The organism is Emticicia sp. TH156, assembly GCF_002855535.1.
In the GTDB taxonomy this organism is placed as follows: domain Bacteria; phylum Bacteroidota; class Bacteroidia; order Cytophagales; family Spirosomataceae; genus Emticicia; species Emticicia fluvialis.
In genome coordinates, this window is sequence record NZ_PKRS01000007.1 from 90,619 (window position 1) to 117,081 (window position 26,463).

Here is a 26,463-nt window from a genome sequence, read left to right on the forward strand (position 1 = left end):
TTCGATTTTGTTGATGTCAGATTAAGATTCGTAGTCGCCAATCAGCATTTTTCTTAACAGATTGAGCGCAACTACACTGCCATAGTTTATATTAGTATCTCGTTGGTTCGACATTTGTATTTTTCGTGCCACCGTTTTGCCATCCATAGCGCAGGCAATCCAGAGCGTGCCAACCGGCTTTTCAGGTGTGCCGCCGTCTGGCCCTGCTACTCCGCTGGTAGCAATGGCATAGTCTGTTTTCATCAATGCCCTTGCGCCTTCGGCCATTTGGGTAACTGTTTCTTCGCTCACTGCCCCATGTGCCTCCAGTGTTTCCGGCTTTACGCCCAGCACATTCATTTTTACCGAGTTATCGTAGCTCACCACGCTTCCCATAAAATAGGCAGAGCTACCCGGCACCTTGGTAAACATGTGCGAAACAAAGCCACCTGTGCAACTTTCGGCAGCAGATACGGTCTGCCCTTTGCTTTTAAGTATCTTGCCTATGGCTACTTCCAGGTCTTCATCGTCAAAACCAAAAACATAAGAATTAATAAGGGGTAATACCTTATCAACTTCTGCCTGCACCTGTTGTTTCAGTATTTCCTCGTTTTCACCTACACCTGTCAGGCGTAAACGCACCTGTCCGAAGCTGGGCAGGTAGGCCAGTTTGATATGCGCAGGCAGGCTGTCTTCCCAATGCTCAATTTTTTCTGCCAGTAAAGACTCTCCGATACCTATTGTACGAATCATCTTATGATATATTACCGGAGTGTCAAAGTATTTCTTCAATCTCGGAATCACCTCGTTTGTCATGAGGTATTTCATTTCTGACGGCACACCCGGCATTGAAACGTATATCCTGCCTTTTTGGTCTCCTTCTTTTTTCTCAAACCACATACCCGGGGCCGTGCCGGTTTTATTGGGCAGATACGTACATCGGCTTGGTATTAATGCCTGCTGACGGTTGATTTCTGTTAATGGTCTGCCTCTTTTATTAAAGAAATCAGTTACAAAGGCCAAGGCATCTTCATTCATGATTAACTCATCGCCAAAATACTTACAAAGCGTTTTTTTGGTAATATCGTCTTTGGTAGGGCCAAGGCCACCTGTTATCAAAACAATATCGGCCCGGCTTCCTGCCTCTTCAAGTATCTGTAAAATTTTATCTTCCTGGTCACCCACCGACGATTTCCGAACTGTCTTGATACCAATCTTATCAAGTTCAGTACTCATCCATTGTGTATTGGTATCTGTAATTTGTCCGTATAAAATTTCGTCTCCAATCGTGACAACCTCTGCTAAAATTAGTTTCATATTTACAATATTGCGTTTTGTTATACCTGTATGTGCCGATAAAACTAAATCTGCACAAAAATACAATTTTCGGGGTTCATTCGTTAGTAAGACAATTATTAATTATAAAAATTCACATTTAAAATTAGTCGAAAATGAGAAGAGTACTTATTCTGGTGTTGATAACTGGTCTTTTAGGCTTGCAAAGTTGCGCCGGACAAAAATTAAATCTGGGTAAAGTATTAAATGAAGTCAATAAACATGTACAGGGCACCGGCTCATTAAGCACTCAGGAAGTAGTGGCGGGTTTGAAGCAGGCGCTTCAGGTGGGTATCAATAAAGGAGCCGACAGCGCATCAAGGCTTAATGGGTATTACCTAAACCCTACTATAAAAATTCCGTTCCCGCCTGAAATTGAGAGAGTTGAAACTGCCTTGCGCAGAGCCGGGCTTGGTAGCGAAGTAGATAAGTTTGTAGTAGCTTTAAACCGAGGCGCCGAAGAAGCTGCCAAAGAGGCCAAACCTATATTTGTAAGCGCCATTACCGGTATGACCATTACTGATGCCTGGGGAATATTGAAAGGAGAAAAAAATGCCGCAACCGAATACCTGAAAAGGACGACATCTGACCAACTGATTGCCAAATTTTCGCCCGTTGTGCAAAATGCCCTTCAAAAAACTCAGGCCACCAAATACTACACCGATTTGGCAACGGCTTATAACCGATTACCATTTGTTAAAAAAGTAAATACAGATTTGAACGCCTACGCCACACAAAAAGCCATAGACGGTCTGTTTATATTAGTTGCAAACGAAGAATTGAAAATAAGAGAAAATCCCTGGGCAAGAACTACAGAATTGTTGAAGAAGGTTTTTGGTGCGATATGACAGAGGAAAACCCACCAAAACCCTCTCTGCGCGGGTCGCCCCAACAATGGGGAAGGAATAAGAATTTTGAGAATATGAGTACAGTAAAAATTCTTAAGAATAGTTTAATTATTTTATGTAAATAATATTCATATAACTCCTCTCCCCATTGTTGGGGAGAGGCAGGGAGTGGGGTTCACACCCCAAACTGTGTTAAGTGGTAGTCTATGTGTTTATAAAATAGATTATTCCATTCTTCTGTAGTCAATACTCCAAACGAATCAGACACTTTATTGTCAAAGTGCATTTATCCGAGTTCTTGTGTTTTAGTGATGTATGCTATCAATTGGCTTTTTTCCGCTTCAAAATCTTTTCGGTCTTTAATTATAAAAGCAGGTGCTGTTGGGGAATTACGTTTATATGGCTTCAATCCCGTAGTGGCTGGTTTTACAAACAGCTTCAACATAATTTTCATGAAGAATCCGGGTTTAGGGTGAATATCTTCATAAACCATTTCATAAGCCACACTACAATGTGCCAGCATCTGGTCTACTGTCATTTTACCCCACTGTGGAGTAGTTACAGGTTGCAGTTGATTGATGCAGTTAACAACTTGTGTTGAAACCGGCTCTGTAAAAATGTTAGGTAGTGTCATCTGATTATTTGTTTAAAATTTTACTCTAAGACGAATAATATTCAGTTAATAGGACAGCTTTTTATAATAAATGTTGGAAGATTTAAGTATGAGAGGTGGTGGATAAGGAAATTTCTACGTTTCATATTCCAGTAAATTTAAGTTATTTTACCTTAATTTACTGCACAGTTATTGGGGGAATAATCATTTTAACATAATACCTTAAATTTAGTCTAATGAATAAAATATGGAATGAACATTTAAGCGATTTAGTAGCTTTTGGATTTACTGTGCATATTCCAGTAAATTATGAAAATTATGTAAAAAAAATTTTAAAGTTTGATAGTAATTTTCTTGAATTAGCTGATTTCTATGGTTTACATAAAATACATTCTCTTACTGGTGAAAATTTTACAGTCAGCGAATTTATTAAAAATTATCAGCAAAATAGAATTGTGCAATTACTTAATGGAAGTGAAGATGTGGCTCTAATTCGTATTTATGATTGGGATTTATTAGTAGAAAATGTTTATGCCAAGAGGCTTTGGGACGTTTCTATATTATTACCAATAAAAGTAGGAGACGTGTGGGAGTATAAGCATTTTAGTATTTCTGGAGAATATAATAATTCGCCTTTGCACTATTATAGCCTTGGAATTAATCGAGAAGACTTGAAGGACGGGCAGGGTCAAGATTTAACCTTTAGTCTTTATTCAAAATCCAATGTTTGGCTAGATACAATAGAATTGGGGTTGATTCCTACTGGAAACGAACAAGAAAAATTTGAGTACACACTTTTTGACCCTCCATTTAATAATCGACCAACAGCTTACCGAATTACGCCCAAATATAATAGCTTTTTACGAGATTTAAAAAAACTGATTGGCGAATTAGATGGGAGATTAGAAATAGGAGAAGTTATAATTCCAGGCTCAATTCCTTACGATGAAAATCCAGATGGCTACATCCTTCTAGATGGTCAAGTAATCTTCCAAGAAGATGTAGATAATGGTAAAATAAAAATACCTGATTGATAAAGAAGATGATTTGCCAATTAGATTAGCGAGACGAGCAATTGTAATAGAGTATTTATAAACATATAAACATGCATTTTCCCCATCATACAATGTGGTTCTAACCTGTGTTGAATTTGGAGGCGCTGAATGCGTCTCCATTTTGCAGGAAAACAATATTGCGTCTTAACTTATATCTCACTTCCCAAACATCACCGCACTATCATTCAAAGCAAAATTCTTATTTTTCAATAATTTAATCATTTCTGAGCCTGCCAAAAGTACCGGGCCATAGCCGTGTGCTGCATATACATTTACGGGTCTGTAATAGTAAAACGCAGGATCAAAACCCATGCCGGTGCCAACGCAGGTACCTTCTACCTGTCCTTTTTCATTTACTTTGGTGGCAACGGCGTTCCAACCCAATAAGGCCATCGGGCCGTATGTGGTAGCATCAAGCCAGCCTCTGTTAATGGCTTTGGCAATACTATGCGTATAAATAGCAGTGGATGATGTTTCCAGAAATGAATCATGTTTGTCAAGCAATTGATGCCAGAAACCACTACCCGATTGCTGTGCGGCCAGCCCTTTGGCATGTGCTTTTAGTTGGTTTAGTATGGCCGTTCTGCCCGGGTGAGTTTCAGGTAGTACTTCCAGCAGCTCAACCATTGTTAAAATAGCCCAGCCGTTTGCCCTTGCCCAATGAAACTCAGGGTGGGTTTCCATTTCCTGCACCCAGCCGTGCATGTATAAATTTAAATCCTTATTGAACATGCGTTTAGAAAACTGTAGCACCTGCTTCACGGCTTCATCATAATACTTTTTGTCGCCTGTCAGGCTGCCCATCTGGGCAATGGCAGGTACACCCATAAACATATCATCGAGCCACAAAGTATTTGGCAATGGGCGATTACGAGCCAATGTACCATCTTTCAGACGGAACTCTTTATTGACAATGTAATTGATGTAATTATCAATGATGGGTCTCAGATTGGCTTTCACTACACCGCTTTTGGTGGCTCTTATCATAGCCGCACACATGGCACCGCAATCATCAAGTGCATGTGGGTCAATCATCTGTTTTAGTGATGTCTGCTTATTTGTTTTATATACTTCTCTGAAATAAGGTACAACATCTGCCAGAAATTTGAATCGACGCGCGGTATAATTAGTAAAAGCAGTGTCGCCGGTTACCTCACCTGCCAGCAACATGGCCTCGTAGGTTACTCCCCACTCATAACTGGTCAGGCTGAAATCCCCTTTAAAAACAATAGCGTTATTATCAATTTTTGAAAAGTCATTTATAACCTCATTTGTATTTTTATCTACCACCCTTGTAGGTGTAACCCTCTCAAGATTATTCCTGACACGGTTCATCACAGCAATAATATCTTCCGGTTTGGTAGTGCCGTATAAAGTTGGGTAATCTGGCTTGGCCGTATGCAGGGCATCTGAGTGTAATGCAGATGCTGGTGCCTGTTGCTGAGCAAAACAAGTAAATCCGATTGCCACAAGCAGGGCAACCGTCTTAAAAATCTTAAGCATAATAAATAATAGATTTAATGAACAAAATAGCTTCCCATACCAATAAAAGCAGAAGAAAGTATAATGATGAATAAGCCCAGATACAGCACCCGCATGGTTGCGCTGCTGGCGCCTTTCCATTCTTTATAGAAAAGCCCCCACAAGGTGCCTACCAATATTATAAATGCCATGTGGAGTGTCCATGAAGCAAAGTCTAACGATTTACCCAGTTTTGACTGCCCCATGCCGTAGAAGAAGAACTGGAAATACCAGGTTACACCGGCCAGCATAGCCCACAGGTAATTGCTTTTTAGGGGTGTTTTGGTGTCGGTGTAATCACCAAAAGATTTATTTCTGAAATTCAGAATCATACACCACACAAAATTAGTGGCAAAACCGCCTATCAGCAGCACCGGTAATATGGCGTTATTTTTAAACAGAGGGTCGGTTCCGTTGGCTTCTGCCTGAGCCGCAATGGGTGCCCCGGCAGCAAGCCCGAAAGCAAAGCAGGCACTCATAATACCACAGAAGGTACCCACGAACAAACCTTTTTTAAGGTTAAATTCTTTTACGGTTTCCTGTTTGGCTGCGTTGTCAAGTTCTTTTTCTTTCATCATTCCGGCCTTACCGCATACAAATATACCGGCCACGCAAAGTACGACCCCTGCCAGGGTTATCTGCCCTGAACTGGTAGAGAGCAATTCTCCAAAACGACCTTCATAAATTGGTGGAATAAGCGTACCAAATGCAGCACAAAAACCCAACGCAACTGCCACACCCAACGACACACCCAGGTAACGCATGGTTAACCCGTAAGTAAGCCCTCCGAAACCCCACAACACACCAAATAGCACTGTGTAGAAAATAGTTTTGCTATCGGCCGACTGAATACTCGGTAATAAGTCGTGCACGGTTATGAATCCGAAAAGCCAGGGAGCTATAATCCATGAGGCCACCCCGCCTATTATCCAGCCACTTTCCCAGGCCCATTGCTTTATATTTTTATAAGGAATGTAAAAACTACCAGAGGCAAAACCGCCTATGAAATGAAAAATGATACCAAGAATTGCATTCATAAGTTTTTAGTTAGGGCAAGTAAAATACTTCTTTTAAGGGTATTGAAACAGGCGAATTGTCAGCATTGGCATCCATAATATCAGCCATGTATTTCCACCAGCTTTGAATAACAGGGTGGCCGGGTAATGTATCTAAAAGCGATGGGTCTTCTATTTTTAGCGAGGCAAACAAAATATTGGTTTCTTCATCCAGAAAAATGGCATAATCTTCCACACCAATGCTTTTCAGTAGCGCTTTCATCTCCGGCCACAATTCGTCGTGGCGTTGCTTGTATTCTTCGGCCTGCCCGGGGTGGAGCTTCATTTTTAGTGCCACTCTATGCTTCATATTCTTGTTTTCAAAAAGGCTTTTGAAGTTTCAAATCTGTAATCAATAAAATTGCCAGCTTGTAAATGCAAGTTCAGGTAAGTAATTAACGCTAACACATTATTTACATACAGGCCAATACCCAAAAGTGTCGGCCTTAAAAAAATCGTATTGTCGTAATGGAAAAACCAGCATTGCTATGCAACACAGGCGTGTAAAGTTTAATTAATATAGACCTACAACTTTATCCAAAGATACTCAATAACCGCTGTTATCCTCTCCTGTACTCTCATGTTAATTAAATTTTTTCATTGAAAAGTTACATTTGCACCATAACGGCTCTGAATTGTCAAAAATGTCTGTGTAGTTTTTTGTTCAGATTTTGAACTTTCTGCCCGGAATTTTAATTTTTAATCTATTATCTTATTTACTCTTAAATTGAATGAAGAAATCAGAAATTAATTTTACTATCGAGCTTGACGCAGCCAGAGTCCCTGAAAAAATATTCTGGGATGCTACTGAAAACCCGAATGAGGGTATCAATGAATCAAAGGCTATTTCAATAAGTGTCTGGGACCACTACCATAAAGGTCTGCTGGGAATTAATCTCTGGACAAAAGAGATGGCAACCGACGAAATGAAGCACTTTGCTATTGATATTGTAGGAAATGTAGCACAAATGATAAGCGATGCAACAGGCGACAAGAAAATGATTGAGATCTTAGAGAGTACCTGCAGAAGCCTGAAACGCCATTTAGATGAAGAGCTGAAGAACGAAAACCAACAATAATTGAGGTGAAAAACATAAAAAAAGATTTGACAATCTAAGCCATTGGCTATGAATGTCAAATCTTTTTCATTTGAAAGCTATTATTTTGCCCGTTTAGGCTTGATTATCTTGGTCCAGGTTAGAAATTTAATAACCGGATAGGTCGGGTCAATCTCATACCACTTTTTACCGAAATTGATTGACATCGGGTGTTTATGGTGGTTATTCTGAAACAATTCGCCCAGCATCAGAAAATCAAAAAACAATGAGTTTTTAGATTCGTCTTTATTGTCAAAGTTCTGATAGCCATATTTATGGCCGCTCCAGTTTACAATAGCACCATGAATTGGGCCCATCAGGAAGTGTATCGGCAACAGGAAGAAGAAACCCCAGTGGATATCGAAATACAAAAAGCCAAGCACATAAAACACTACATAGCTTGAACCCCAGGCAATTCTTGAAAACCACGTATCTCCTATTTTATCAATGATTCTCCACTCTGGTAAGTCTTTTTCGAAGCGCTCTTCAATTTTATACTTATAGTTAAGTAAAGAATTATAAATTTCTTTGGTTTTCCACATCATGGTAAAAACGTTTTCTGTATGATGCGGCGAATGCGGGTCGCGCTCGGTGTCGCTGTAAGCGTGGTGCATGCGGTGCAAAATGGCGTACGAACGAGGATTAAGATAGGAAGACCCCTGCGATACATAAGTAAGGAAATAGAAAAACCTTTCCCAGAACTTATTCATCGTAAACATTTTGTGAGCTGAATATCGGTGTAAGAAGAATGTCTGACTAAATAAGGATAAGTACCAATGACCAATAAAAAAAGAAATTGCGGCAACCATTTGAACGTAATAAGGATTAGATTAAAATACAAATATAAACCTAAAACAATAACTGCAAGCATAATGTTACGCTGTTGCAAAAGAAAGCGAAAAGTTCTTCAAAATGTCCAAAACCAGCACTTTGAAATGTACAATTCATTATTTTAATAACTTGTAAAGGCATATTGCACAAGATTTGCCCCCATTTGAAGCGCTTTCTGGCGTAGTTCTTCCGGGTCATGGTGTACGCTCTGGTCTTCCCAGCCGTTGCCGAGGTCGCATTCGTAACTAAAAAAAGAAACCAGCCTTCCCTGCCAGATTAGCCCATAACCTTGCGGAGGCAGGTTGTCATGCTCATGCACTTTAGGCAGGCCGTTCGGAAACTTGTATTTCTGCTGATAGATTGGATGTGAAAAAGGCAGTTCAATGAACTCAAGTTCAGGAAAAACTTTTTTCATTTCTCGTCTGATAAACTTATTCAGACCGTAGTTATCGTCGATATGCAAAAAACCACCTGATATTAAGTATTTACGTAGGTTTTGCACCTCGGCATCTGTAAAAACCACATTTCCGTGGCCTGTCATGTGTATAAAAGGATATTGAAAAATATCACCGCTTCCAACCTCCACAATGTCTTCTTCCGGATACAGGTTCATTTTCAGATGCTGGTTACAAAACTTAATCAGATTCGGCAATGAGGTCTTATTGGCATACCAGTCGCCACCACCGCCATACCTCAGTTTAGCAATTTTAAGCGTAGGCTGCTGAGCCATAATTTTGGTCATGCTAATGAATGAACAAAAAATACCCAGCATTAAATATGTAATGATTTGCTTCATAAAGACTAACTTCGTTAAAACATGTTGTTGCTTAGCGTGCATGCCACCAGGCCTGCTGTTTCTGTTCTGAGGCGGGCGTTTCCGAGTGTAACCCATTCAAAACCATTATCACGAGCCAATTGTATTTCTTCAGCAGCAAAATCGCCTTCGGGGCCAACCATAATACAATGTGCTGTGCCGGGCTTAAGTTTACTAACCAGCGGCTTTGATTCCTCAGTTAAATGCGCCAGAAATTTCTGTTCCTGCAATACACTCTTCAAAAATTTCTCAAACGGCACTAGTTCGTTAATTCTTGGCAAATAGGCCTTCAAAGATTGTTTCATGGCCGAAACCGCAATTTTCTCCAGCCGCTCTGTTTTTTGCTGCCTGCGTTCTGAGTGCTTCGTAAGGATTAACGAAATTTCATCTATGCCTATTTCAACAGCCTTCTCAATAAACCATTCAAGCCTATCGGCGTTCTTGGTTGGGGCAATGGCAATATGAAGGTACGTGTTTCTTTTCTGAAAATCTGTCTGCCACGAAACTATCTTTACTTCACATTTTTTTTCGTTGGCTTTTGTTATTTCGCATTCATAAAGCCCGCCTGTGCCATCAACCACATGAATTATGTCTTTAGGTGTTTTTCTAAGCACCTTTACGCAATGACGTGAGTCGTCTGTATCAAGAAAATGACTGGTGGCTATAGCTGGCTGATAAAATAAAAGCATGCAGGTAATGTAATAGATTGGCCGGTTATTTAACCGGCAGGATTAATTTTATAGAATGCCAAATATAATTCATTTACCTCAATCAGGGAAATTTAGTCTGCCAGATAATAATGGCCTTTCTGGTCTGTTTTTATTGATTTCAACGCATTTGTTTGCTCAAAATCATCAAATATTGCTTTTAGCTTGTGCCAGAAGTTAATCAGGTGTATATTATTTTTATGGCCAGTAATAAGTGAGTTAAAAGCCGCGCCAGCCATAATGGTAGGGTAAATATGTACGTCTGGCAAATGGCCTGCATCAGCAGCATAAACCGAAAGCAGATAGAGTTCTTCAATACAATCATCACCTACCGGAATACACCCTGTACTTGTGTTACCGCCATGCAGGTAAATATCTCCACCCGGGTTTTCGCTATCAGCCCAGTGTGTATCTGCAATATTTGGGTAATTTACTCTGAGCGACAAATGAAAGGCACTTAAAGGATTAAAATTAGTAATTTGATAGATTCCTTCCGGAATCTGCCCGTCGCCTGATTTCCGCTTAGGACCTGCATTACCTGAGCTACCCGTAAAGTTATACTTGCTTAGCAATTCATACCTTGCTTTTTCAGGGTGTTTTATCCAAGCTTCAAGTATTTGCTCCTTTTTAAACACCCTGATAAAGAACCTGAAATTTCTGTTTTTAATTGATTTTTCAACTAAAATACTGTCAAGCATGGCACTTTTTGCCTTATAGGCATTGGCCACACGTTCGTAAAGCAATTGTTTTTGAAGCAAATTGTCTAAACCCATATTTTAAAAACTAAGCAAGCCTGATTTTACATAGTTACACCTAATTTAATACCAGCCCTCTTGTATATGCCGTTTTCAAAACTGCTTACGGCTTCAATTCTTAATGCCCTCATGATGCCATCAATACCATAACCAACTTCTATATAGTTTTTTACAGCGGGAGTGTTCAGATAATTGGCAAAGAGGTCTTCTTTTAGCCCCCATCTCTTTACAAAAGGCAGACGGGTAAAAATAAGCTGCTTAAATTCATTAATTACATGGGCCTGCAAATATGCGCCTTTGGTACTAAAACGGTAAAGGTTTATAGATTTGGCTCCGCTATCTTCAGGCAGGGGCATACGGGTTTCTAACAACCGGTATCTGGCAAAAAGACCAATCCGCAGGGCATTCAGGTAGCTATTATTAATATGCTTCATATCCATCAGGTAAACGCTGCGGTCGTTAACGAAATCACCTACTTCAACCATATAATCCAGTTTGCCCAATACCCCGGTATTTACGTGTTGCTTTACATTCAGGCTCAGGTAGTCAAAATTGGCATCAAGCATTCCTTTCTTATAAATAAAAGTAATAATGGGTGCTCCGCCTGTCAGATACTTGCGCACCCCGTTTCTGATTATCACTTTAGAAGACGGTGTCCATTTTATCATATTCTGCCATAAAAGCGCATTGTGTGTAGTAAAAGCGGTTTCGCCTAGCTCAAGATTGGATGGATTATTAGGCGAAAACCCGTTTTTTTCAAAATCTTTTATGCGGTATATTTTCTGAAGGTTTTCCAGCGGAGACCTCCTTGCCAGTTCCATGTTGGTTGAAAAAGTCAACCGGGCATCTTCGTTATAGCTGTAGCCAATGTTAACGAATTTCTTGCCGTAAATCTTCATCAGGTTTTGCTCATTAAACAAAGTGGTTACGGTGTTCATCCATTCAAAAATTAGGCTGTTGGGGTCAAATTGTTCAATATAATTTCCCGCACCAATTGTTAGTTTTGATGTGCCAACCTCGTATTCTCCGCCTACTTTACCACGCAATGCCCTTTCCTGAAAAGCATAACGCATATTTGCCGACACATTGTATCTTACTCTGGGTTTTGCGCCAAGAGATGTATAGTTTTTAAAGCCGATACCCATATCAGACACAATGCCCTCAACCGAATTATAGTTTAAACCTACAAACGGAGTGTAGGGTGGTTCAAAATGCAGATATCTGCCATTTTTGAGTTTAAAATCATAATTTAACAAAAAATACCGCCATGCTTTTTTCAGCGAATCTCTTTGCAAGCTGTCTCTTTTTTCAATTTTTGCAATTTTTACACTGTCGCTGTATTGGTAGCTTTCGCTTTCTTCTTTGGTAAGCGGTATTTTACGCATAGAATTCCAGAAAGTAGAATCTTTGCTTTTGGCAGATGGCTCTACTACCATCAATTCTCTGCTTACAACCGCTGCTTCTTCTTTGTTCGCTCTGGCCCGGGTTCTTTCTTCTTTCTCATAATCTTTCATTATTTTCATGAGATTCTTCACCGAAAACTCTTTGTTGTCTTTCAGCAGTTCTTCAGTTTTCGAATTTTTCAGAGAATTTTTCGAAATCCCTTCCATCGTTTTCCCCTCTTTTTTCTCGTCAATAATTTTTATGTCTTCCACAAAAGCCGGATTCGTTTTTACGGCAGTATAACCGGCATTTAACTGTGCCTTAATAACAAAGTCAAATCCTAACAATTTTCCGTAAAAGTCTATCCGCTGGTTAATCGGCATCCAGACTTTCTCAACCGGGCTATAATACTGGTTTATTTTAAGATTAAGGCCGTTTTCAATAGTTTCAGCATCAATGCTATGGATATTCCAGTAATCGTCTATAATATAAATGGTTCCCTGCCAAACGCCTTCCCCGAACGACTTCGGAATGATTTTTATTTTATTGATAATCAGGCCGCGGTCTTCAAAAAAACCATCGTATTCAAAGCGGTAGTATCTGAAAGCCTGTGGCGAAAGCGGAGAAACACGGTAATGACCCGGGTCGTAGAAATCGAAAAGATAAAAACCGTCAGAAATAGAAATATTGTTGAAAGAACTCTTCTGCCCCAGCACCTTGGTAAATTTAGAGTTGGGCTCGTTGAAAACTATTTCCATTACCGACTCAGACAAAAACGGTATCCCCTCTTTAATGTTTTGTCGGTAAAGATCCTTTTTGAGTACCAGCGGAATTTTGTTGAGTAATATTGAATTACGTACATACGCATTTGCCTGGTAGCTCACCACCTGTTTCTGATGAATTTTGCTTTTGGCTATTGCCTTGCGCATAATGGTATAGGCGGCGTCTTCTTCTTTGGCACTTATACTGGTCTCCTGCAGCATAATGGTTTGCTCGTGCATACGCACATTTAGTTCTATGAACTCATTAGCCACAACTACACGGCGGGTAACAGTTTTAAAGCCTATAAACTGAAAGTTAATCTCATAACTGCCCGGTTTCAGATTTATCCTATACTCACCTTCTGCATTGGTCATGGTTCCGGCGTTCTGGCCTTTTACTATAACAGACGTAAACGCCATACGCTCTCCGGTAGCGTCAGTTACTATGCCTTTTATGCCTCCGGCACGCACTAAAGTGCTGATAAAAACAAGAACAGAAATAAGTGTCAGTCTAAGCATAAGATTGTTGCCCCGGCAACAGTTAAAAAGTTTATTTACCTACCAGCCATTTCAGAAAAACGGGCATGGCCTGGCTCCAGGTCTGGTAGTTGTGTTCTCCGCCATTTATTTCATAATAAACAATGTCTTCCTGCGGTTTATAACCCAGTTTTTCTAATTCTGTTATTAAATCAAGCGTATCTTCAATAGAATCTATAATTCCGTTGCCGTTTCGGTCGTCTTTTTCGTCGTTTGTGCCGCATTCAAACCAGAATTTTTGTTTGGCATGGTAACGCCCGTTTCTCACCAGCACATGCATAATGCGGTCGTTTTCGTCATCATAACCCTCCTCATAGGCTTTTTTGCGCCACCAGAACGAACCACTAAAAACCCCGACTTTAGAAAAAACATGCGGGTTGTTGCGGGTGATATCCATAGCCGACAGACCACCGAGCGAAAAACCGCAAAAGTAGTTGTCTTCTATTTTTAATGAGGTTTGGTAAGTCTGTCTTAATAACGGTAAAAACTCCTCAATTATAAACTGTTCATATTTACCGGCCATATTACCCCTGTTTTTGTAATCTGGCATGGCAGATGTACCATATTCTTTCAGGCGGTTTTCGTTGGTATGTATGGCGGCTAAAACAAAAGGCACAATTTCGTTGTTCGCATAAAGGCTTTGCAGTATGCGCTCTATTTGCAGCGCGGCCAGGTCCTGCCCGTCGTTCATCAATAAAACTTTATGCGAAGACTGTTGAGTTGAGTGCTGATGCGGCAAAATGATGTCGTAAACAACTTCTCTTTTTAGGTGTTCAGAGTAAATTTTTAGGTTTTTCTTAACTGAAATGAAATGCACTTTTGATTAGTTTTAAGATGACAAAAAAACAGAAACATTAGTTTTTGGCTACAGCGTATCAATAAATTTTCCTGAAATCATTTGTAACATTGAGCAAAATCGACTAATATTTCAAAGATTTGTTTTGTTCTGGCAAAATTACAAATTCAATACGCTAAAACACCAGAATGCTATAAAACAATATTTTATTTTACATGACCGACCATTGTCAGAATTTTAGTCTCAAATCAATAATTCAGTTTACTCTTTGCCAGTATTTTATTTGGTTTAATCTTTTATCGTTTGCATTTAATAAGCCAATTTTGTGACAGATTTTCTAAAATAAACATCAGTAAATCATCAAAAACCAAAACATAAAAGCCTGCAAAACTGTATGGACGAACGACACATTAAATTCTATTCTCATATTCTGGGCAGAGACATTGATTTACTGGTAAGCGGCCACTGGGGCTACCCTATTCTTATGTTTCCTACCTCAATGGGTAATTATCTTCAGAATCGTGACTTCGGCCTTAACCATTCCATAGCTCAGTTTGTTAACGATGGCAGAGTGAAGTTATATAACGTAGACAGCATCGATTTTCAGAGTTTTTATGGCCGCGACCTTCCACCCGACGTAAAGATTCATAACTATAACCTGTACACCAGGTTTATAAAAGAAGAGCTGGTGCCGGCCATTCAGCGCGAATGCAGCGTACACCGCATTGCGGTAGCCGGGTGTAGTTTCGGAGGATTTCATTGTACCAATTTTGCCCTGAAATATCCCGACTTAGTTGAGTATTGTTTCAGTATGAGTGGTGCGTTTGACATCAAAAGCTTTATGAAAGGCCATTTTGATGATAACGTTTATTTTAACAACCCGGTTGACTACATGCAAAGCCAGGATGGCTGGAAATACAACCACATGAAAATTGTATTGGGCACATCAGACTGGGACATCTGCAAGGCAGACAACGTCAATATGTCGCACATTTTACGTTCAAGAGGTATCCATCATTGGTATGACGAGAAACAGTGGGCGTCGCACGACTGGCCTCTCTGGCGCATGATGTTCCCTGAGTATGTAGGCAAAATGCTGGCAGGCGAACTCTAAACAAGAATTTAATCAAAGAAAAATAAATACTAAAGCATTCATAACAAAGCATAGCATCATGAAAAAAATAGGAATTCTTTTTGGAATGGAAGATACATTTCCGTGGGCATTTATTGAAGAAGTAAACAGAACAGCCCCGGCCGGTATCATTGCCGAACCCGTGTTGATTGACAAGGTAGAACAGGGCGTAGCAACAGATTACGCAGTAATTATAGACAGGATATCGCAGGATGTACCTTTTTATCGGGCGTATCTTAAAAACGCGGCGTTGTGCGGCACGGCTGTTATCAATAACCCATTCTGGTGGAGCGCCGACGAAAAGTTTTTCAATAACTGCCTGGCTGTAAAGCTGGGTGTTCCTGTGCCAAAAACGGTTTTACTTCCGTCGAAAGAGAGACCAACCGACACCACCGACCGTTCATTCCGCAACCTGAAGTTTCCGATGGATTGGGAATATATGTTCGGTCAGATTGGTTTTCCGGCCTATATGAAACCCCACGCCGGTGGCGGCTGGAAAAGCGTATATAAAGTTTATGACCCGAACGACCTATGGCAGAAACACGAAGAAACAGGCCAGCTGGTTATGTTGCTGCAGGAAGAAATAGAGTTTACCGATTATTACCGTTGCTACTGCCTCAATGGAAAATATGTGCACATTATGCCTTACGAGCCCCGTAATCCGCATCATTTGCGTTATGCTACTCAGCCTAAAACACAGGGTGAAGAGCACAAAAAACTGATGGAAACCATTACAGACTATGTGTTGAAACTCAACCACGCATTAGGCTATGATTTCAACACGGTAGAGTTTGCCGTTCGCAATGGTATTCCGTATGCCATTGACTTCTGCAACCCGGCCCCTGATGCCGACATCAATTCGGTAGGTAACGAAAATTTTGATTGGATTGTAAAAAATGCAGCCAAAATGGCCATTGAAAGAGCCATAGAGCAACAAGATGGCAAAAACAACTGTACATGGGGTACCTTCACGCGGGCATCAATTACAGGTAATGATTTACTGACTACGACCTTCCAGCCGGCTGCGCCCGAGAAAAAGGCTCCTGCCGTAAAAAAAGCTGAAACCGCACCAAAAGTTGCAAAAAATAAAAAAGCCCCGGCCAAAAAAGAAGAACCTGCCGCTAAAACAGTTGCAAAGAAAAAATAATTTTTATCTTGGTGGGTAATAAGGGTTTATTACCCACCCAAGCTAAACTGTTTCTCTCTTATACATCCTGAACTAAGAAAATTATGGCGCAATTTACACTAGGTATTGAGGAAGAATTTCAGACTATTGACCCCAAAACCCGTGAGCTTCGTTCGCACATGTCTAAAATTGTAGAGGGTGGCCAGGTGATTCTGCAGGAGAGAATCAAGCAGGAAATGCACCAGGCAGTGGTAGAGATGATATCAAGTGTGTGCGAGAACATTCAGCAGGCGCGTGAAGAAGTTACTTACCTGCGCCGAATGCTGTTTGACCTGGCAGCCAAACAAAACCTACACATTGCCGCTGCGGGTACTCACCCTTTTTCAGACTGGCAACGGCAACTCATTACCCCCAACGAAAGATATGAAAAACTGATTGACGACATGCGCGATGTGGCTCGTTCAAATCTTATTTTTGGCTTACACGTGCATGTGGGTATTCCTAATCGTGAAGAAGGTATGCAGATTCTGAACACCGCCCGCTATTTTCTGCCGCACATATACGCCTTATCAACCAATTCGCCGTTCTGGTGCGGGCGAAATACTGGCTTTAAGTCGTATCGCTCAAAGGTTTTCGATAAATTTCCTAGAACTGGTATACCAGATTATTTTTCAAGCGTGGCAGAGTACGACAACTACGTAAACCTGCTCATTAAAACCAACTGTATTGATAACGGCAAGAAAATCTGGTGGGATATCCGCCTGCATCCGGTCTATCCTACGGTTGAGTTCCGTATCTGCGATATCCCTATGCGTGCCGACGAAACCATCTGTCTGGCTGCTTTAATGCAGGCAATAGTGGCTAAAATACATAAGCTGCACCAACAGAACCTGAGTTTCAGACCCTACCACCGGATGCTCATCAGCGAAAACAAATGGCGTGCAGCCAGGTACGGTATTGCCGGAAACCTGATTGATTTTGGTAAAGAAATAGAAGTTCCATACAGCCACCTGGCAGAAGAACTTATGGAGTTTGTTGATGATGTACTTGATGAACTGGGCAGCCGTAAAGAAGTGGAATACATTCATGAAATTTTAAAGATGGGTACAGGTGCCGACAGACAGCTGCGGGTGTTTGAACAAACCCAAAACATGAAGTCGGTGGTTGATTACATAGTTTCTGAAACCAGAGTTGGTTTGTAGTAAGGAACAATCAGACCTGAAATAGATGTTTTTATTGAATTGTAAAGGCCAAATCCTGTAGGTTAGCACGTTAACTTGCAGGATTTGGCTTCTTTTAAGGGTATTTATGCCCTGTATTTCCACAGATTTTGTTAAATTTGTGTTATTTTTTACTAAAATAAGCCTTATGTTGCTACGCATAAGCCCCTTATAATGATGAAGATTGCAATTTTAGACCTATATGACGGCCGACCCAACGAAGGTATGCGTTGTATAAAAATGTTGTGCGACCAGTTTCTGGCACAGGAAGGTACTGGTGGTCAGTACGATATTTTTGATGTACGTCAGAAAAACGAAATACCCGATATATACAATTATCAGATTTTTATATCTACCGGCGGCCCCGGTAACCCTTTGCCTGAAGGGCACCCTTGGGAGAAAAAATTTACCGGCTTTATTGACAGCATCTTTGCCTACAATGCAACGCATGATGTAAAGAAATACCTGTTTCTGATTTGTCATTCTTTTCAGATAGCCAGTCATCATCTGGGTTTTGGTAGCGTTTGCAAGCGTAGGTCTACCTCATTTGGTGTAATGCCAATACACCGCACGCACGAAGGTGAAAGCGAGCCATTATTTGATAAACTACCTGAGCTATTTTATGCAGTTGACTCAAGAGACTATCAGCTAATTCAGCCTGATTGGGAGAAAATAAACGCGTTTGGCGCCAAAGTACTATGCCTCGAGAAAATCAGACCTTATGTTCCTTTAGAGCGGGCTATTATGGCCATCAGGTTCTCTGATGAAGTTTTCGGTACGCAGTTTCACCCGGAAGCTGATTCTGAAGGTATGAAGAGATACTTTAAGCAGGAAGAAAAAATGCTGGCCGTTATTAAAGAATACGGGGCCGACAAATACGAAGAAATGATTGACAGGCTGGATGACCCCGACAAGATAATGCTTACCGAGGCGGTAATTATTCCGACGTTCCTGAGAAATGCGGCTGAGCATCTGTTAGAGCTGGCGTAAAATCAGCAAAATTTATTTTTACATTTATTAAAAGCGTTATTTATGATTCCTGAAATACGCCGCCAGTTTAACGAAAGTTTTTCAACAGAAAGATATGAAGCCTTTTTGGCTGAAATTGAAAGAGACTTCCCCGGCCAACTGGACTTCCGCATTGCTGAAACACCCGTTTTTGTACCGCAGGCATTGAAAATAAAGCTATTGCAGGCTTGTAATGATATTATTGATACCATAAAAAAAGATGATTTTAAGGCAAAGACAGATAGGGCTATTCCGGCTAATCAGTATGTACCCAATGAAGATAAACATCCTAATTTTCTGGCTATTGATTTTGCGGTTTGTAAAGACGCCAATGGTGAATTAACACCCCAACTGATAGAATTACAAGGTTTTCCGTCTTTGTTTGCTTACCAATGGTATCTGGGCCAGAAATACAGAAAGTTTTTTGCCGTACCTAAAAACTTTAACCAGTTTTTTAACCGGCTAAATATGGCTACTTATGTAGAAGCCATGAGAAAAGTATTGTTAGGCAATGAAAAAGCCGAAAATGTAATTCTGCTTGAGATTTACCCTGAAAAGCAAAAAACAAGGCTTGACTTTGAAATAAGCAAACAACTTTGGGGTATTGAGCCGGTTTGTTATACAAAAATAAAGAAAAACGGACGGAAACTCTATTATGAAAAAGAAGGCCGCCAGATTGAAATCAAACGGATTTACAACCGGCTGATTTTTGATGACCTGCTGCAGAATTATCCTGATTTAGAGACAGAATTTAAACTGACTGACGACGTAGATGTAAAATGGGTAACACACCCCAACTGGTTTTTCAGAATCAGTAAGTTTACATTGCCGCTGCTCAGGAGCCCTTATGTGCCTGAGAGTTATTATTTGTCTGATTTAAAAGAATATCCGGCCGACCTAGAAAATTATGTGCTTAAGCCCTTGTTTTCCTTCGCAGGAAGTGGTGTAAAACTTGATTTTACGAAGTCTGACCTGGATGCTATCAGCGACAAAGAAAATTATCTGATTCAGAAAAAAGTAAAATATGAGCCAATTATTGAAGATACAGAGGGCAAGCTCATAAAAACTGAAATACGGATGCTATTTGTGTGGGACGATGCTGCACAGCGACCTTCACTTGTAACCAATCTGGCAAGGCTCAGCCGCGGAGAAATGATAGGTGTCAATTTTAATAAAAATTTCGACTGGGTCGGCGGCAGTTGCGCCTTCTTTGAAGATTGAAAAGATAAAACTCAAGTTATAAAAAGCCGGCGCAGTTAATTAGCCCACTGGCTTTTGTTATATAGATGTACTATTTAAAGTATAATCACATTTTCATTGTTTTATTTAATTTTTTCTTTATATTGTTTAATATTAAAACGAGAAATTATCTAAAACAATGAAATCAAACTTTGCTCTGATTACCCTTTTGCTTCTTCTTTCAGGTTTTTTTGCATCAGCACAAACATTTACAGTAAGCGACAACAAACGATTCATTCTGAAAAATGGTGCGCCCTTTTTCTGGTTGGGCGACACCGCTTGGGAGCTTTTTCATAGACTAGACCGTGAAGAGGCCGATTATTACCTTAAAAAACGGGCTGATCAACAATTTACGGTGATTCAGGCCGTTGCCTTGGCCGAGTTGGATGGCCTGAATACTCCTAATGCTTATGGTTACCGGCCTCTGATTGATAATGACCCTGCCAGACCAATTGAGGGCTACTTCAGTCATGTAGATTATATAATTGATAAAGCTGCAGAATATGGTCTTGTTATAGGTTTTTTACCTACCTGGGGCGATAAGCTGTTTAAAGCAAGTTGGGGAAAGGGGCCAGAGGTATTCAATCCTGAAAATGCACGGGTTTATGGCAAGTGGCTTGGGAATCGTTACAAAAATCGCAAAAATATTATCTGGATTCTGGGTGGAGACCGCAACCCCCGCCCCAATACCAACGATGTAGAAGTGTGGCGAGCCATAGCAGCCGGAATAATAGAAGGTGTAGGTGGGAAGGATAAGGCATTAATTACCTTTCACCCTCAGCCCAATAAAGAAGGTGCCAGTGAGTGGTTTCATGACGATTCCTGGTTCGACTTCAATATGTTTCAGAACGGGCATTGCCGCGACACCCCCGTTTATGACCGCATCAAAGACGCCTACAACCGCACCAGAATCAAACCCGTAATAGACGGAGAACCCATTTATGAAGACCACCCCGTTTGTTTCAATGCAACAGATTTAGGAACCTCTAATGCCTATGATGTGCGTAAATATGCCTATCAGGAGGTTTTTGCGGGAGCCTTTGGGCATACATATGGCTGTCATGGTATATGGCAGATGTATTCGCCGAATCGGGAAGCCGTTAATAACCCGCATATATACTGGCAGCAGGCTATAGAACTGCCGGGTGCTAAACAAATGCAGTGGTTAAAAAGACTGATAGAGTCTCATCCTATTCTTGGCAGGGTGCCAGATCAATCAATTATTGAAGAAAACAATCTTGCTGCTGCCGAGCGTATTCAGGCCACCAGGGGTAAAGACTTCGCCTATATTTATTCAACTGCAGGAAAAGCCTTTACCGTAAATATGGGTAAAATATCAGGCAAAGAGTTAAACGCATACTGGTATGACCCCCGCAATGGCAGAACTCAATACATCGGTCAATTTGATAACAGTGGAAAATACAGATTTACCCCACCAGGTGAAGGATACGGACAAGACTGGGTGCTAGTGCTGGACGATGTATCAAAAAACTACCAGATGCGCTAAACAAGTACTATATCTCAAAAAAATATCCCGCATTACTGCGGGATATTTTCATATTTCCAATTTATTACGAATCTTATCAGGCAACTTCTGATGCAATCAGATTCAGCGCCGAACCAGCCTTGAACCATTCAATCTGGCTCGCGTTGTAGGTATGGTTCAACTTGATTTCATCTTTCGAACCATTGGCATGGTGTGCCACCAGTGTTAAAGGTACTCCTTCAGCAAAAGTGGTCAGGCCAAGAATATCAAAAGTATCATCTTCCTGAATCTTATCGTAGTCTTCAGGGTTGGCAAAAGTCAATGCCAGCATCCCTTGCTTTTTCAGGTTGGTTTCGTGGATACGTGCAAATGAACGTACAACAATGGCTCGCACACCCAGGTGGCGTGGTTCCATAGCAGCATGCTCACGAGACGAACCCTCACCGTAATTTTCGTCGCCCACTACAATAGTGCCAATTCCGGCAGCTTTGTAGGCACGTTGTACGGTTGGTACTTCACCGTATTGGCCGGTTATCTGATTCTTAACCGTATTGGCTGAGCCGTTAGCAAAGTTAATGGCACCAATCAACAGGTTATTAGAAATATTATCCAGATGTCCACGGTATTTCAACCATGGGCCAGCCATAGAAATATGGTCAGTTGTACATTTACCTTTGGCTTTTATCAACAATTTCAGGCCGGTAAGGTCTGTACCTTCCCAGGCTTTGAAAGGCTCTAACAATTGCAGACGGTCAGATGTCGGGCTTACTGCAACTTTTACTTTGCTACCGTCTTTTTTAGGTTTCTGGTATCCGGCATCTTTTACGTCAAAGCCCATTGGAGGCAATTCAACACCCTGTGGTGCATCCAGTTTTACCTGCTCACCTTTTTCGTTAAGTAAGGTATCTTTCAAAGGATTGAAAGTCAGGCTACCTGCAATGGCAAATGCGGTAACGATTTCCGGTGATGCCACAAACGCGTGTGTGTTTGGGTTACCATCGGCACGTTTCGCAAAGTTTCTGTTAAATGAGGTAATGATAGAGTTACGCTCGCCTTTTTCAGCGCCATGACGCGCCCATTGGCCAATACAAGGCCCACAGGCATTAGCCAGTACTACCCCGCCAATAGAATTAAAAGTATCAAGAATACCGTCTCTTTCGGCAGTGTAACGCACCAGCTCAGAACCCGGAGTGATGGTAAACTCAGATTTTGCCAAAATATGTTTTGAGGCCGCCTGCGCTGCAACAGATGCCGCGCGGGTCATGTCTTCATAAGATGAGTTGGTGCATGAGCCAATCAGGCCTACATCCAGTTTCTCAGGCCATTTGTTTTTCTTAACGGCTTTGGCAAATTTAGAAAGAGGCCAGGCAAGGTCTGGTGTGAACGGACCATTGATACGCGGCTCTAATCTTGAAAGATTAATTTCAATTACCTGGTCGTAGTAGGCTTCAGGATTATCGATACACTCCTGGTCAGGGCGTAACAAATCTTTAATGCCATTGGCCAGAGAAGCTACTTTGGCACGGCCTGTGGCTTTCAGATAAGCCGCCATTTTGCGGTCATAACCAAATAAAGAGGTAGTTGCACCAATTTCGGCACCCATGTTACAGATAGTACCTTTACCGGTTGCCGAAAGGCTGTCTGCGCCTTTACCAATATATTCAACAATATAACCTGTTCCACCTTTAACAGTCAGGCGGCCTGCCACTTCAAGAATTACATCTTTTGGTGCTGCCCATCCTTTCAGTTTTCCGGTTAATTTAACGCCAATCAGTTTAGGCATTTTCAGTTCCCAAGCCAGGCCAGACATTACGTCGCAGGCATCGGCACCACCTACACCAATAGCAACCATACCCAAACCACCGGCATTCGGCGTGTGAGAGTCGGTACCAATCATCATACCACCCGGAAAAGCATAGTTTTCAATTACAACCTGGTGAATGATACCCGCACCGGCTTTCCAGAAACCAATGCCATATTTATTTGAAACCGAAGAAAGGAAATCGTATACTTCTTTATTTTTTTCGTTGGCAACTCTCAAATCTTCTGCCGCGCCTACTTTTGCCTGAATCAGGTGGTCGCAGTGTACAGTAGAAGGAACAGCAACTTTTGGGCGTCCGGTAGTCATAAACTGCAATAATGCCATCTGTGCGGTAGCATCTTGCATAGCTACGCGGTCAGGAGCAAAATCAACATAGTCTACGCCTCTGCTATACGTTTTTGCAGGGTTTCCCTCCCACAAGTGAGAATAAAGGATTTTTTCCGCTAAAGTAAGAGGTCTACCTACTAATTTTCGAGCGGCCTCTACTCTTTCGGGCATTCGAGCATAGACGCTCTTAATCATATCTAAATCAAAAACTGCCATTTGTTAAAGAAATTTTTAAATGTTAAAAACTCAAATACGGATTGTATAGATGAGGATTGCGCCAAAATTACAAAACATCGTCAAATTTTGAATAGTAATTTATTAAATATTGCTAAAAATATATATCTAAACGCATATCACTGCTATTAATATTCAGGGCTATCTATTTATTAAACCTCAAACCATTGCATTTTTGTTCAAAACTTATCCGTTTTAGATTTTTTTATTAAAATTTCCAAAACTTTTGTATTCTCTTTTGCATTAATATCTTAATATCGCACAAAATTTAAAATTGAAGACCAAAGAATGTCAAAAAACTTAGTCATAGTTGAGTCCCCTGCAAAAGCAAAAACCATAGAAGGTTATCTTGGAAAAGATTTTATTGTGAAATCAAGTTTTGGCCATGTCAGAGATTTGCCTGAAAAAGAACTGGGCATTGATATAAATAAAAACTTCGCTCCCAAATACACTATTTCTGCTGATAAAACGAAGGTTATAAACGAACTGAAGAAAATTGCCAAAGAATCGGAAACCGTATGGCTGGCAACTGACGACGACCGTGAGGGAGAAGCCATATCATGGCATCTGAAAGAATCTTTAGGACTGAAAGACAGCACGCCAAGGATTGTTTTCAGAGAAATTACTAAAAAAGCCATTACCAATGCCATTGAAAACCCTCGCACCATTGATATGGACCTGGTGAATGCACAGCAGGCACGGAGAATTCTGGACCGCCTGGTGGGCTTTGAATTGTCGCCGGTTTTATGGCAGAAAATCAGAACCGGCGAACGCACAAATCTATCTGCCGGAAGGGTGCAGTCAGTGGCAGTGCGTTTAATTGTAGAACGTGAAAGAGAAATTGATGGTCACAATTCAAAATCTTCTTTTAAGGTAATAGCGCAGTTTCTGGTTGAAAAGGGCAAGGTTCTGAACGCCGAGTTACCAAAAAACTTTGAAACCGAAGAGCAGGCAAGAACTTTTCTTGAAAAATGCCGCAACGCCATCTTTACCATCAAAAACCTGGAGGTAAAGCCGGGTAAAAAATCTCCGGCAGCGCCATTTACTACCTCTACCTTGCAACAGGAGGCCTCTCGTAAATTAGGTTTTTCTGTATTGCAGACCATGACAGTGGCACAGAAGCTCTATGAATCTGGTAAAATCTCATACATGAGAACAGACTCAACCAACCTATCAGGCGAGGCCATCGAAAAAGCAAAAGCCCAGATTGAGGCCGCTTATGGCGATAAGTACGTAAAGGTACGCCAGTATAAAACCAAGAGTGAGTCGGCTCAGGAAGCCCACGAAGCCATCAGACCAACTGATTTCAGCAGAGAAAAAGTGGATGGCGACAGAAACGAGCAACGCCTGTATGATTTAATCTGGAAACGCTCTATTGCCTCTCAAATGGCAGATGCCGAACTGGAAAGAACCATTGCTACCATTGGGATATCAACCACAGCCGAAGAATTAGTGGCGACCGGTGAAGTAATAAAATTTGATGGTTTCCTGAAAGTATATCTCGAATCGAGCGACGATGAAGACGAAGAAAGCAAAGGTATGCTGCCTCCGTTAACTATCGGGCAACTGCTTGACCTCTCAGAAATGAAAGCCACCGAACGATTCTCGAAACCTGCTGCCAGATATACCGAGGCCAGTCTGGTTAAAAAGCTTGAAGAAATGGGAATCGGGCGGCCCTCTACCTATGCCCCTACTATTTCAACCATCATCAAGCGGAATTATGTAGTAAAAGAAGACAGGCCGGGTAAAGAACGTACATTCAGAGAGTTTTCACTAAAAAATAACACCATAACCGAAAAAGTAGGAAAAGAGACCTACGGAACCGAAAAAGCCAAGTTGTTTCCTACAAACATTGGCATTGTGGTAAATGATTTTCTGGTTGAGAATTTTGATGACGTGATTGACTTCTCGTTTACCGCCAATGTTGAAAAAGACTTCGATAAGGTGGCAGACGGCAAGGTAGAATGGCAAAAAATGATTAGTGATTTTTATAAGGATTTTCATCATAAAGTAGAGCAGGCAGATAGCGCGAAAGCCACCAAAGGCGCCCGTGATCTGGGTGTTGACCCACGCACAGGCAAAAATGTATCGGTTAAAATAGGTAAGTTTGGCCCTTATGTGCAACTGGGCGATAATACCGACGAAGAAAAGCCTGTTTTTGCCAGCCTGCTGAAAAGCCAGCTGGTAGATAATATTACACTTGAAGATGCCCTTGCTTTGCTTGATATGCCCAAACTACCGCGTGAGGTAGGTTTCTATGAAGATAAACCGCTGGTAGTGGCTGTTGGTAAATTCGGGCCGTATATCAGGCATGACGATAAGTTTTATAACCTTGAAAAAAGCGAAGACCCTTATCTGGTTACTGAACAACGCGCCATTGAAATCATTGAAGCTAAACGTAACAGCGGTGATTTGTCGCAACCTAAAGACCTGGGTGTATATGAAGGCCTGGCGGTTAATGTAGGTAAAGGACGCTTTGGCTTCTATGTGAAACATGGCGACAAATACTATAACATTGATAAAACCATTAAAGCTGCCGAAGTAGATATTGACCAGGCTATTGAGATAATTAAAGCCAAAAAAGCAGCAGAAAGCAGTAAGATTATCAAGGAGTTTCCGGAGAACACCAGTATTCAGGTACTGAACGGCCAGTATGGGCCCTATATAAAAGCTGGTAAAAGAAATGTAAAAATACCGAAAGGCACCGACCCGGCATCGCTAACATTAGAAGACTGCCTGAAACTGGCCAACGGTTAATATATTTTATGGCACTTACCCCATT

Annotated in this window: 22 protein-coding genes; 10 read left to right on the top strand and 12 right to left on the bottom strand. The window is 41.1% G+C overall.

Translation table 11 applies throughout. From position 1 onward, the window contains the following. Positions 1-21 precede the first annotated feature (21 nt). Positions 22-1,296: a competence/damage-inducible protein A gene (locus tag C0V77_RS14055; protein ID WP_101726974.1), complete on the bottom strand. Its 1,275-nt coding sequence runs from the start codon at positions 1,294-1,296 to the stop codon at positions 22-24. Positions 1,297-1,430: 134 nt separating this feature from the next. Between C0V77_RS14055 and C0V77_RS14060 the strand changes: the two genes are divergently transcribed. Then, entirely contained in the window at positions 1,431-2,162 is a 732-nt protein-coding gene (locus C0V77_RS14060) for a DUF4197 domain-containing protein (RefSeq protein WP_101726975.1), read from the top strand. A gap of 286 nt (positions 2,163-2,448) precedes the next feature. On the opposite strand, the gene C0V77_RS14065 is transcribed toward C0V77_RS14060, so the two are convergent. Continuing rightward, positions 2,449-2,796: a hypothetical protein gene (locus tag C0V77_RS14065; RefSeq protein WP_229236283.1), complete on the bottom strand. Its 348-nt coding sequence runs from the start codon at positions 2,794-2,796 to the stop codon at positions 2,449-2,451. A gap of 215 nt (positions 2,797-3,011) precedes the next feature. Between C0V77_RS14065 and C0V77_RS14070 the strand changes: the two genes are divergently transcribed. Beyond that, complete coding sequence (locus C0V77_RS14070; protein ID WP_101726976.1) at positions 3,012-3,809, top strand: hypothetical protein; 798 nt, start codon at positions 3,012-3,014, stop codon at positions 3,807-3,809. Between the two features lie 177 nt (positions 3,810-3,986). Here C0V77_RS14070 and C0V77_RS14075 read toward each other — a convergent pair whose 3' ends face one another. The 3 genes from C0V77_RS14075 to rhaM are packed head-to-tail and all read right to left on the bottom strand — an operon-like array spanning position 3,987 to position 6,716. Beyond that, on the bottom strand, positions 3,987-5,333 hold the full coding sequence (locus C0V77_RS14075; RefSeq protein ID WP_101726977.1) for a glycoside hydrolase family 105 protein: 1,347 nt from the start codon (positions 5,331-5,333) through the stop codon (positions 3,987-3,989). 14 nt (positions 5,334-5,347) lie between these two features. Further along, entirely contained in the window at positions 5,348-6,388 is a 1,041-nt protein-coding gene (rhaT, locus tag C0V77_RS14080; RefSeq protein ID WP_101726978.1) for an L-rhamnose/proton symporter RhaT, read from the bottom strand. Between the two features lie 10 nt (positions 6,389-6,398). Next, entirely contained in the window at positions 6,399-6,716 is a 318-nt protein-coding gene (gene rhaM / locus C0V77_RS14085; RefSeq protein WP_173830550.1) for an L-rhamnose mutarotase, read from the bottom strand. 421 nt (positions 6,717-7,137) lie between these two features. Between rhaM and gldC the strand changes: the two genes are divergently transcribed. After that, positions 7,138-7,485, top strand: a complete 348-nt coding sequence (gene gldC, locus C0V77_RS14090; RefSeq protein WP_101726979.1) for a gliding motility protein GldC — start codon at positions 7,138-7,140, stop codon at positions 7,483-7,485. Positions 7,486-7,565: 80 nt separating this feature from the next. On the opposite strand, the gene C0V77_RS14095 is transcribed toward gldC, so the two are convergent. The 6 genes from C0V77_RS14095 to C0V77_RS14120 form a co-directional block, all read right to left on the bottom strand. Further along, a complete protein-coding gene (locus tag C0V77_RS14095; protein ID WP_101726980.1) occupies positions 7,566-8,312 on the bottom strand; it encodes an acyl-CoA desaturase in 747 nt (248 codons plus the stop codon). Between the two features lie 143 nt (positions 8,313-8,455). Then, complete coding sequence (locus C0V77_RS14100) at positions 8,456-9,076, bottom strand: DUF4159 domain-containing protein (RefSeq protein WP_409012798.1); 621 nt, start codon at positions 9,074-9,076, stop codon at positions 8,456-8,458. Positions 9,077-9,144: 68 nt separating this feature from the next. Then, positions 9,145-9,837 carry a 16S rRNA (uracil(1498)-N(3))-methyltransferase gene (locus C0V77_RS14105; protein ID WP_101726982.1) on the bottom strand — a complete coding sequence of 231 codons (693 nt, stop codon included), beginning with the start codon at positions 9,835-9,837 and terminating at the stop codon, positions 9,145-9,147. Positions 9,838-9,929: 92 nt separating this feature from the next. Continuing rightward, positions 9,930-10,628 (bottom strand): murein L,D-transpeptidase family protein, encoded by a 699-nt coding sequence (locus tag C0V77_RS14110; RefSeq protein ID WP_101726983.1) that lies wholly within the window; start codon positions 10,626-10,628, stop codon positions 9,930-9,932. A gap of 26 nt (positions 10,629-10,654) precedes the next feature. Then, complete coding sequence (locus tag C0V77_RS14115; RefSeq protein WP_101726984.1) at positions 10,655-13,273, bottom strand: DUF5686 and carboxypeptidase regulatory-like domain-containing protein; 2,619 nt, start codon at positions 13,271-13,273, stop codon at positions 10,655-10,657. 31 nt (positions 13,274-13,304) lie between these two features. Next, positions 13,305-14,108, bottom strand: a complete 804-nt coding sequence (locus C0V77_RS14120; RefSeq protein ID WP_101726985.1) for an esterase family protein — start codon at positions 14,106-14,108, stop codon at positions 13,305-13,307. Between the two features lie 373 nt (positions 14,109-14,481). Between C0V77_RS14120 and C0V77_RS14125 the strand changes: the two genes are divergently transcribed. The 6 genes from C0V77_RS14125 (at position 14,482) to C0V77_RS14150 (ending at position 21,319) form a co-directional block, all read left to right on the top strand. Beyond that, positions 14,482-15,201 (top strand): alpha/beta fold hydrolase, encoded by a 720-nt coding sequence (locus C0V77_RS14125; protein ID WP_101726986.1) that lies wholly within the window; start codon positions 14,482-14,484, stop codon positions 15,199-15,201. Positions 15,202-15,259: 58 nt separating this feature from the next. Then, a complete protein-coding gene (locus C0V77_RS14130) occupies positions 15,260-16,366 on the top strand; it encodes a RimK family alpha-L-glutamate ligase (RefSeq protein ID WP_101726987.1) in 1,107 nt (368 codons plus the stop codon). 83 nt (positions 16,367-16,449) lie between these two features. Further along, on the top strand, positions 16,450-17,547 hold the full coding sequence (locus C0V77_RS14135; RefSeq protein ID WP_101726988.1) for a carboxylate-amine ligase: 1,098 nt from the start codon (positions 16,450-16,452) through the stop codon (positions 17,545-17,547). 195 nt (positions 17,548-17,742) lie between these two features. Next, complete coding sequence (locus C0V77_RS14140; protein ID WP_101726989.1) at positions 17,743-18,555, top strand: type 1 glutamine amidotransferase; 813 nt, start codon at positions 17,743-17,745, stop codon at positions 18,553-18,555. Between the two features lie 42 nt (positions 18,556-18,597). Continuing rightward, complete coding sequence (locus C0V77_RS14145) at positions 18,598-19,794, top strand: hypothetical protein (RefSeq protein ID WP_101726990.1); 1,197 nt, start codon at positions 18,598-18,600, stop codon at positions 19,792-19,794. Between the two features lie 157 nt (positions 19,795-19,951). Then, entirely contained in the window at positions 19,952-21,319 is a 1,368-nt protein-coding gene (locus C0V77_RS14150; RefSeq protein ID WP_101726991.1) for a glycoside hydrolase family 140 protein, read from the top strand. Positions 21,320-21,395: 76 nt separating this feature from the next. On the opposite strand, the gene C0V77_RS14155 is transcribed toward C0V77_RS14150, so the two are convergent. Then, complete coding sequence (locus C0V77_RS14155; protein WP_101726992.1) at positions 21,396-23,663, bottom strand: aconitate hydratase; 2,268 nt, start codon at positions 23,661-23,663, stop codon at positions 21,396-21,398. A 306-nt stretch (positions 23,664-23,969) separates the two neighbouring features. Between C0V77_RS14155 and topA the strand changes: the two genes are divergently transcribed. Further along, positions 23,970-26,438: a type I DNA topoisomerase gene (gene topA / locus C0V77_RS14160; protein WP_101726993.1), complete on the top strand. Its 2,469-nt coding sequence runs from the start codon at positions 23,970-23,972 to the stop codon at positions 26,436-26,438. Positions 26,439-26,463 lie beyond the last annotated feature (25 nt).

Bases quoted from the DNA above. Each gene is read 5' to 3' on its own strand.
- C0V77_RS14055 (WP_101726974.1), bottom strand. From the start codon at position 1,296: ATGAAACTAATTTTAGCAGAGGTTGTCACGATTGGAGACGAAATTTTA.
- C0V77_RS14060 (WP_101726975.1), top strand. From the start codon at position 1,431: ATGAGAAGAGTACTTATTCTGGTGTTGATAACTGGTCTTTTAGGCTTG.
- C0V77_RS14065 (WP_229236283.1), bottom strand. From the start codon at position 2,796: ATGACACTACCTAACATTTTTACAGAGCCGGTTTCAACACAAGTTGTT.
- C0V77_RS14070 (WP_101726976.1), top strand. From the start codon at position 3,012: ATGAATAAAATATGGAATGAACATTTAAGCGATTTAGTAGCTTTTGGA.
- C0V77_RS14075 (WP_101726977.1), bottom strand. From the start codon at position 5,333: ATGCTTAAGATTTTTAAGACGGTTGCCCTGCTTGTGGCAATCGGATTT.
- rhaT (WP_101726978.1), bottom strand. From the start codon at position 6,388: ATGAATGCAATTCTTGGTATCATTTTTCATTTCATAGGCGGTTTTGCC.
- rhaM (WP_173830550.1), bottom strand. From the start codon at position 6,716: ATGAAGCATAGAGTGGCACTAAAAATGAAGCTCCACCCCGGGCAGGCC.
- gldC (WP_101726979.1), top strand. From the start codon at position 7,138: ATGAAGAAATCAGAAATTAATTTTACTATCGAGCTTGACGCAGCCAGA.
- C0V77_RS14095 (WP_101726980.1), bottom strand. From the start codon at position 8,312: ATGGTTGCCGCAATTTCTTTTTTTATTGGTCATTGGTACTTATCCTTA.
- C0V77_RS14100 (WP_409012798.1), bottom strand. From the start codon at position 9,076: ATGACCAAAATTATGGCTCAGCAGCCTACGCTTAAAATTGCTAAACTG.
- C0V77_RS14105 (WP_101726982.1), bottom strand. From the start codon at position 9,837: ATGCTTTTATTTTATCAGCCAGCTATAGCCACCAGTCATTTTCTTGAT.
- C0V77_RS14110 (WP_101726983.1), bottom strand. From the start codon at position 10,628: ATGGGTTTAGACAATTTGCTTCAAAAACAATTGCTTTACGAACGTGTG.
- C0V77_RS14115 (WP_101726984.1), bottom strand. From the start codon at position 13,273: ATGCTTAGACTGACACTTATTTCTGTTCTTGTTTTTATCAGCACTTTA.
- C0V77_RS14125 (WP_101726986.1), top strand. From the start codon at position 14,482: ATGGACGAACGACACATTAAATTCTATTCTCATATTCTGGGCAGAGAC.
- C0V77_RS14130 (WP_101726987.1), top strand. From the start codon at position 15,260: ATGAAAAAAATAGGAATTCTTTTTGGAATGGAAGATACATTTCCGTGG.
- C0V77_RS14135 (WP_101726988.1), top strand. From the start codon at position 16,450: ATGGCGCAATTTACACTAGGTATTGAGGAAGAATTTCAGACTATTGAC.
- C0V77_RS14140 (WP_101726989.1), top strand. From the start codon at position 17,743: ATGAAGATTGCAATTTTAGACCTATATGACGGCCGACCCAACGAAGGT.
- C0V77_RS14145 (WP_101726990.1), top strand. From the start codon at position 18,598: ATGATTCCTGAAATACGCCGCCAGTTTAACGAAAGTTTTTCAACAGAA.
- C0V77_RS14150 (WP_101726991.1), top strand. From the start codon at position 19,952: ATGAAATCAAACTTTGCTCTGATTACCCTTTTGCTTCTTCTTTCAGGT.
- C0V77_RS14155 (WP_101726992.1), bottom strand. From the start codon at position 23,663: ATGGCAGTTTTTGATTTAGATATGATTAAGAGCGTCTATGCTCGAATG.
- topA (WP_101726993.1), top strand. From the start codon at position 23,970: ATGTCAAAAAACTTAGTCATAGTTGAGTCCCCTGCAAAAGCAAAAACC.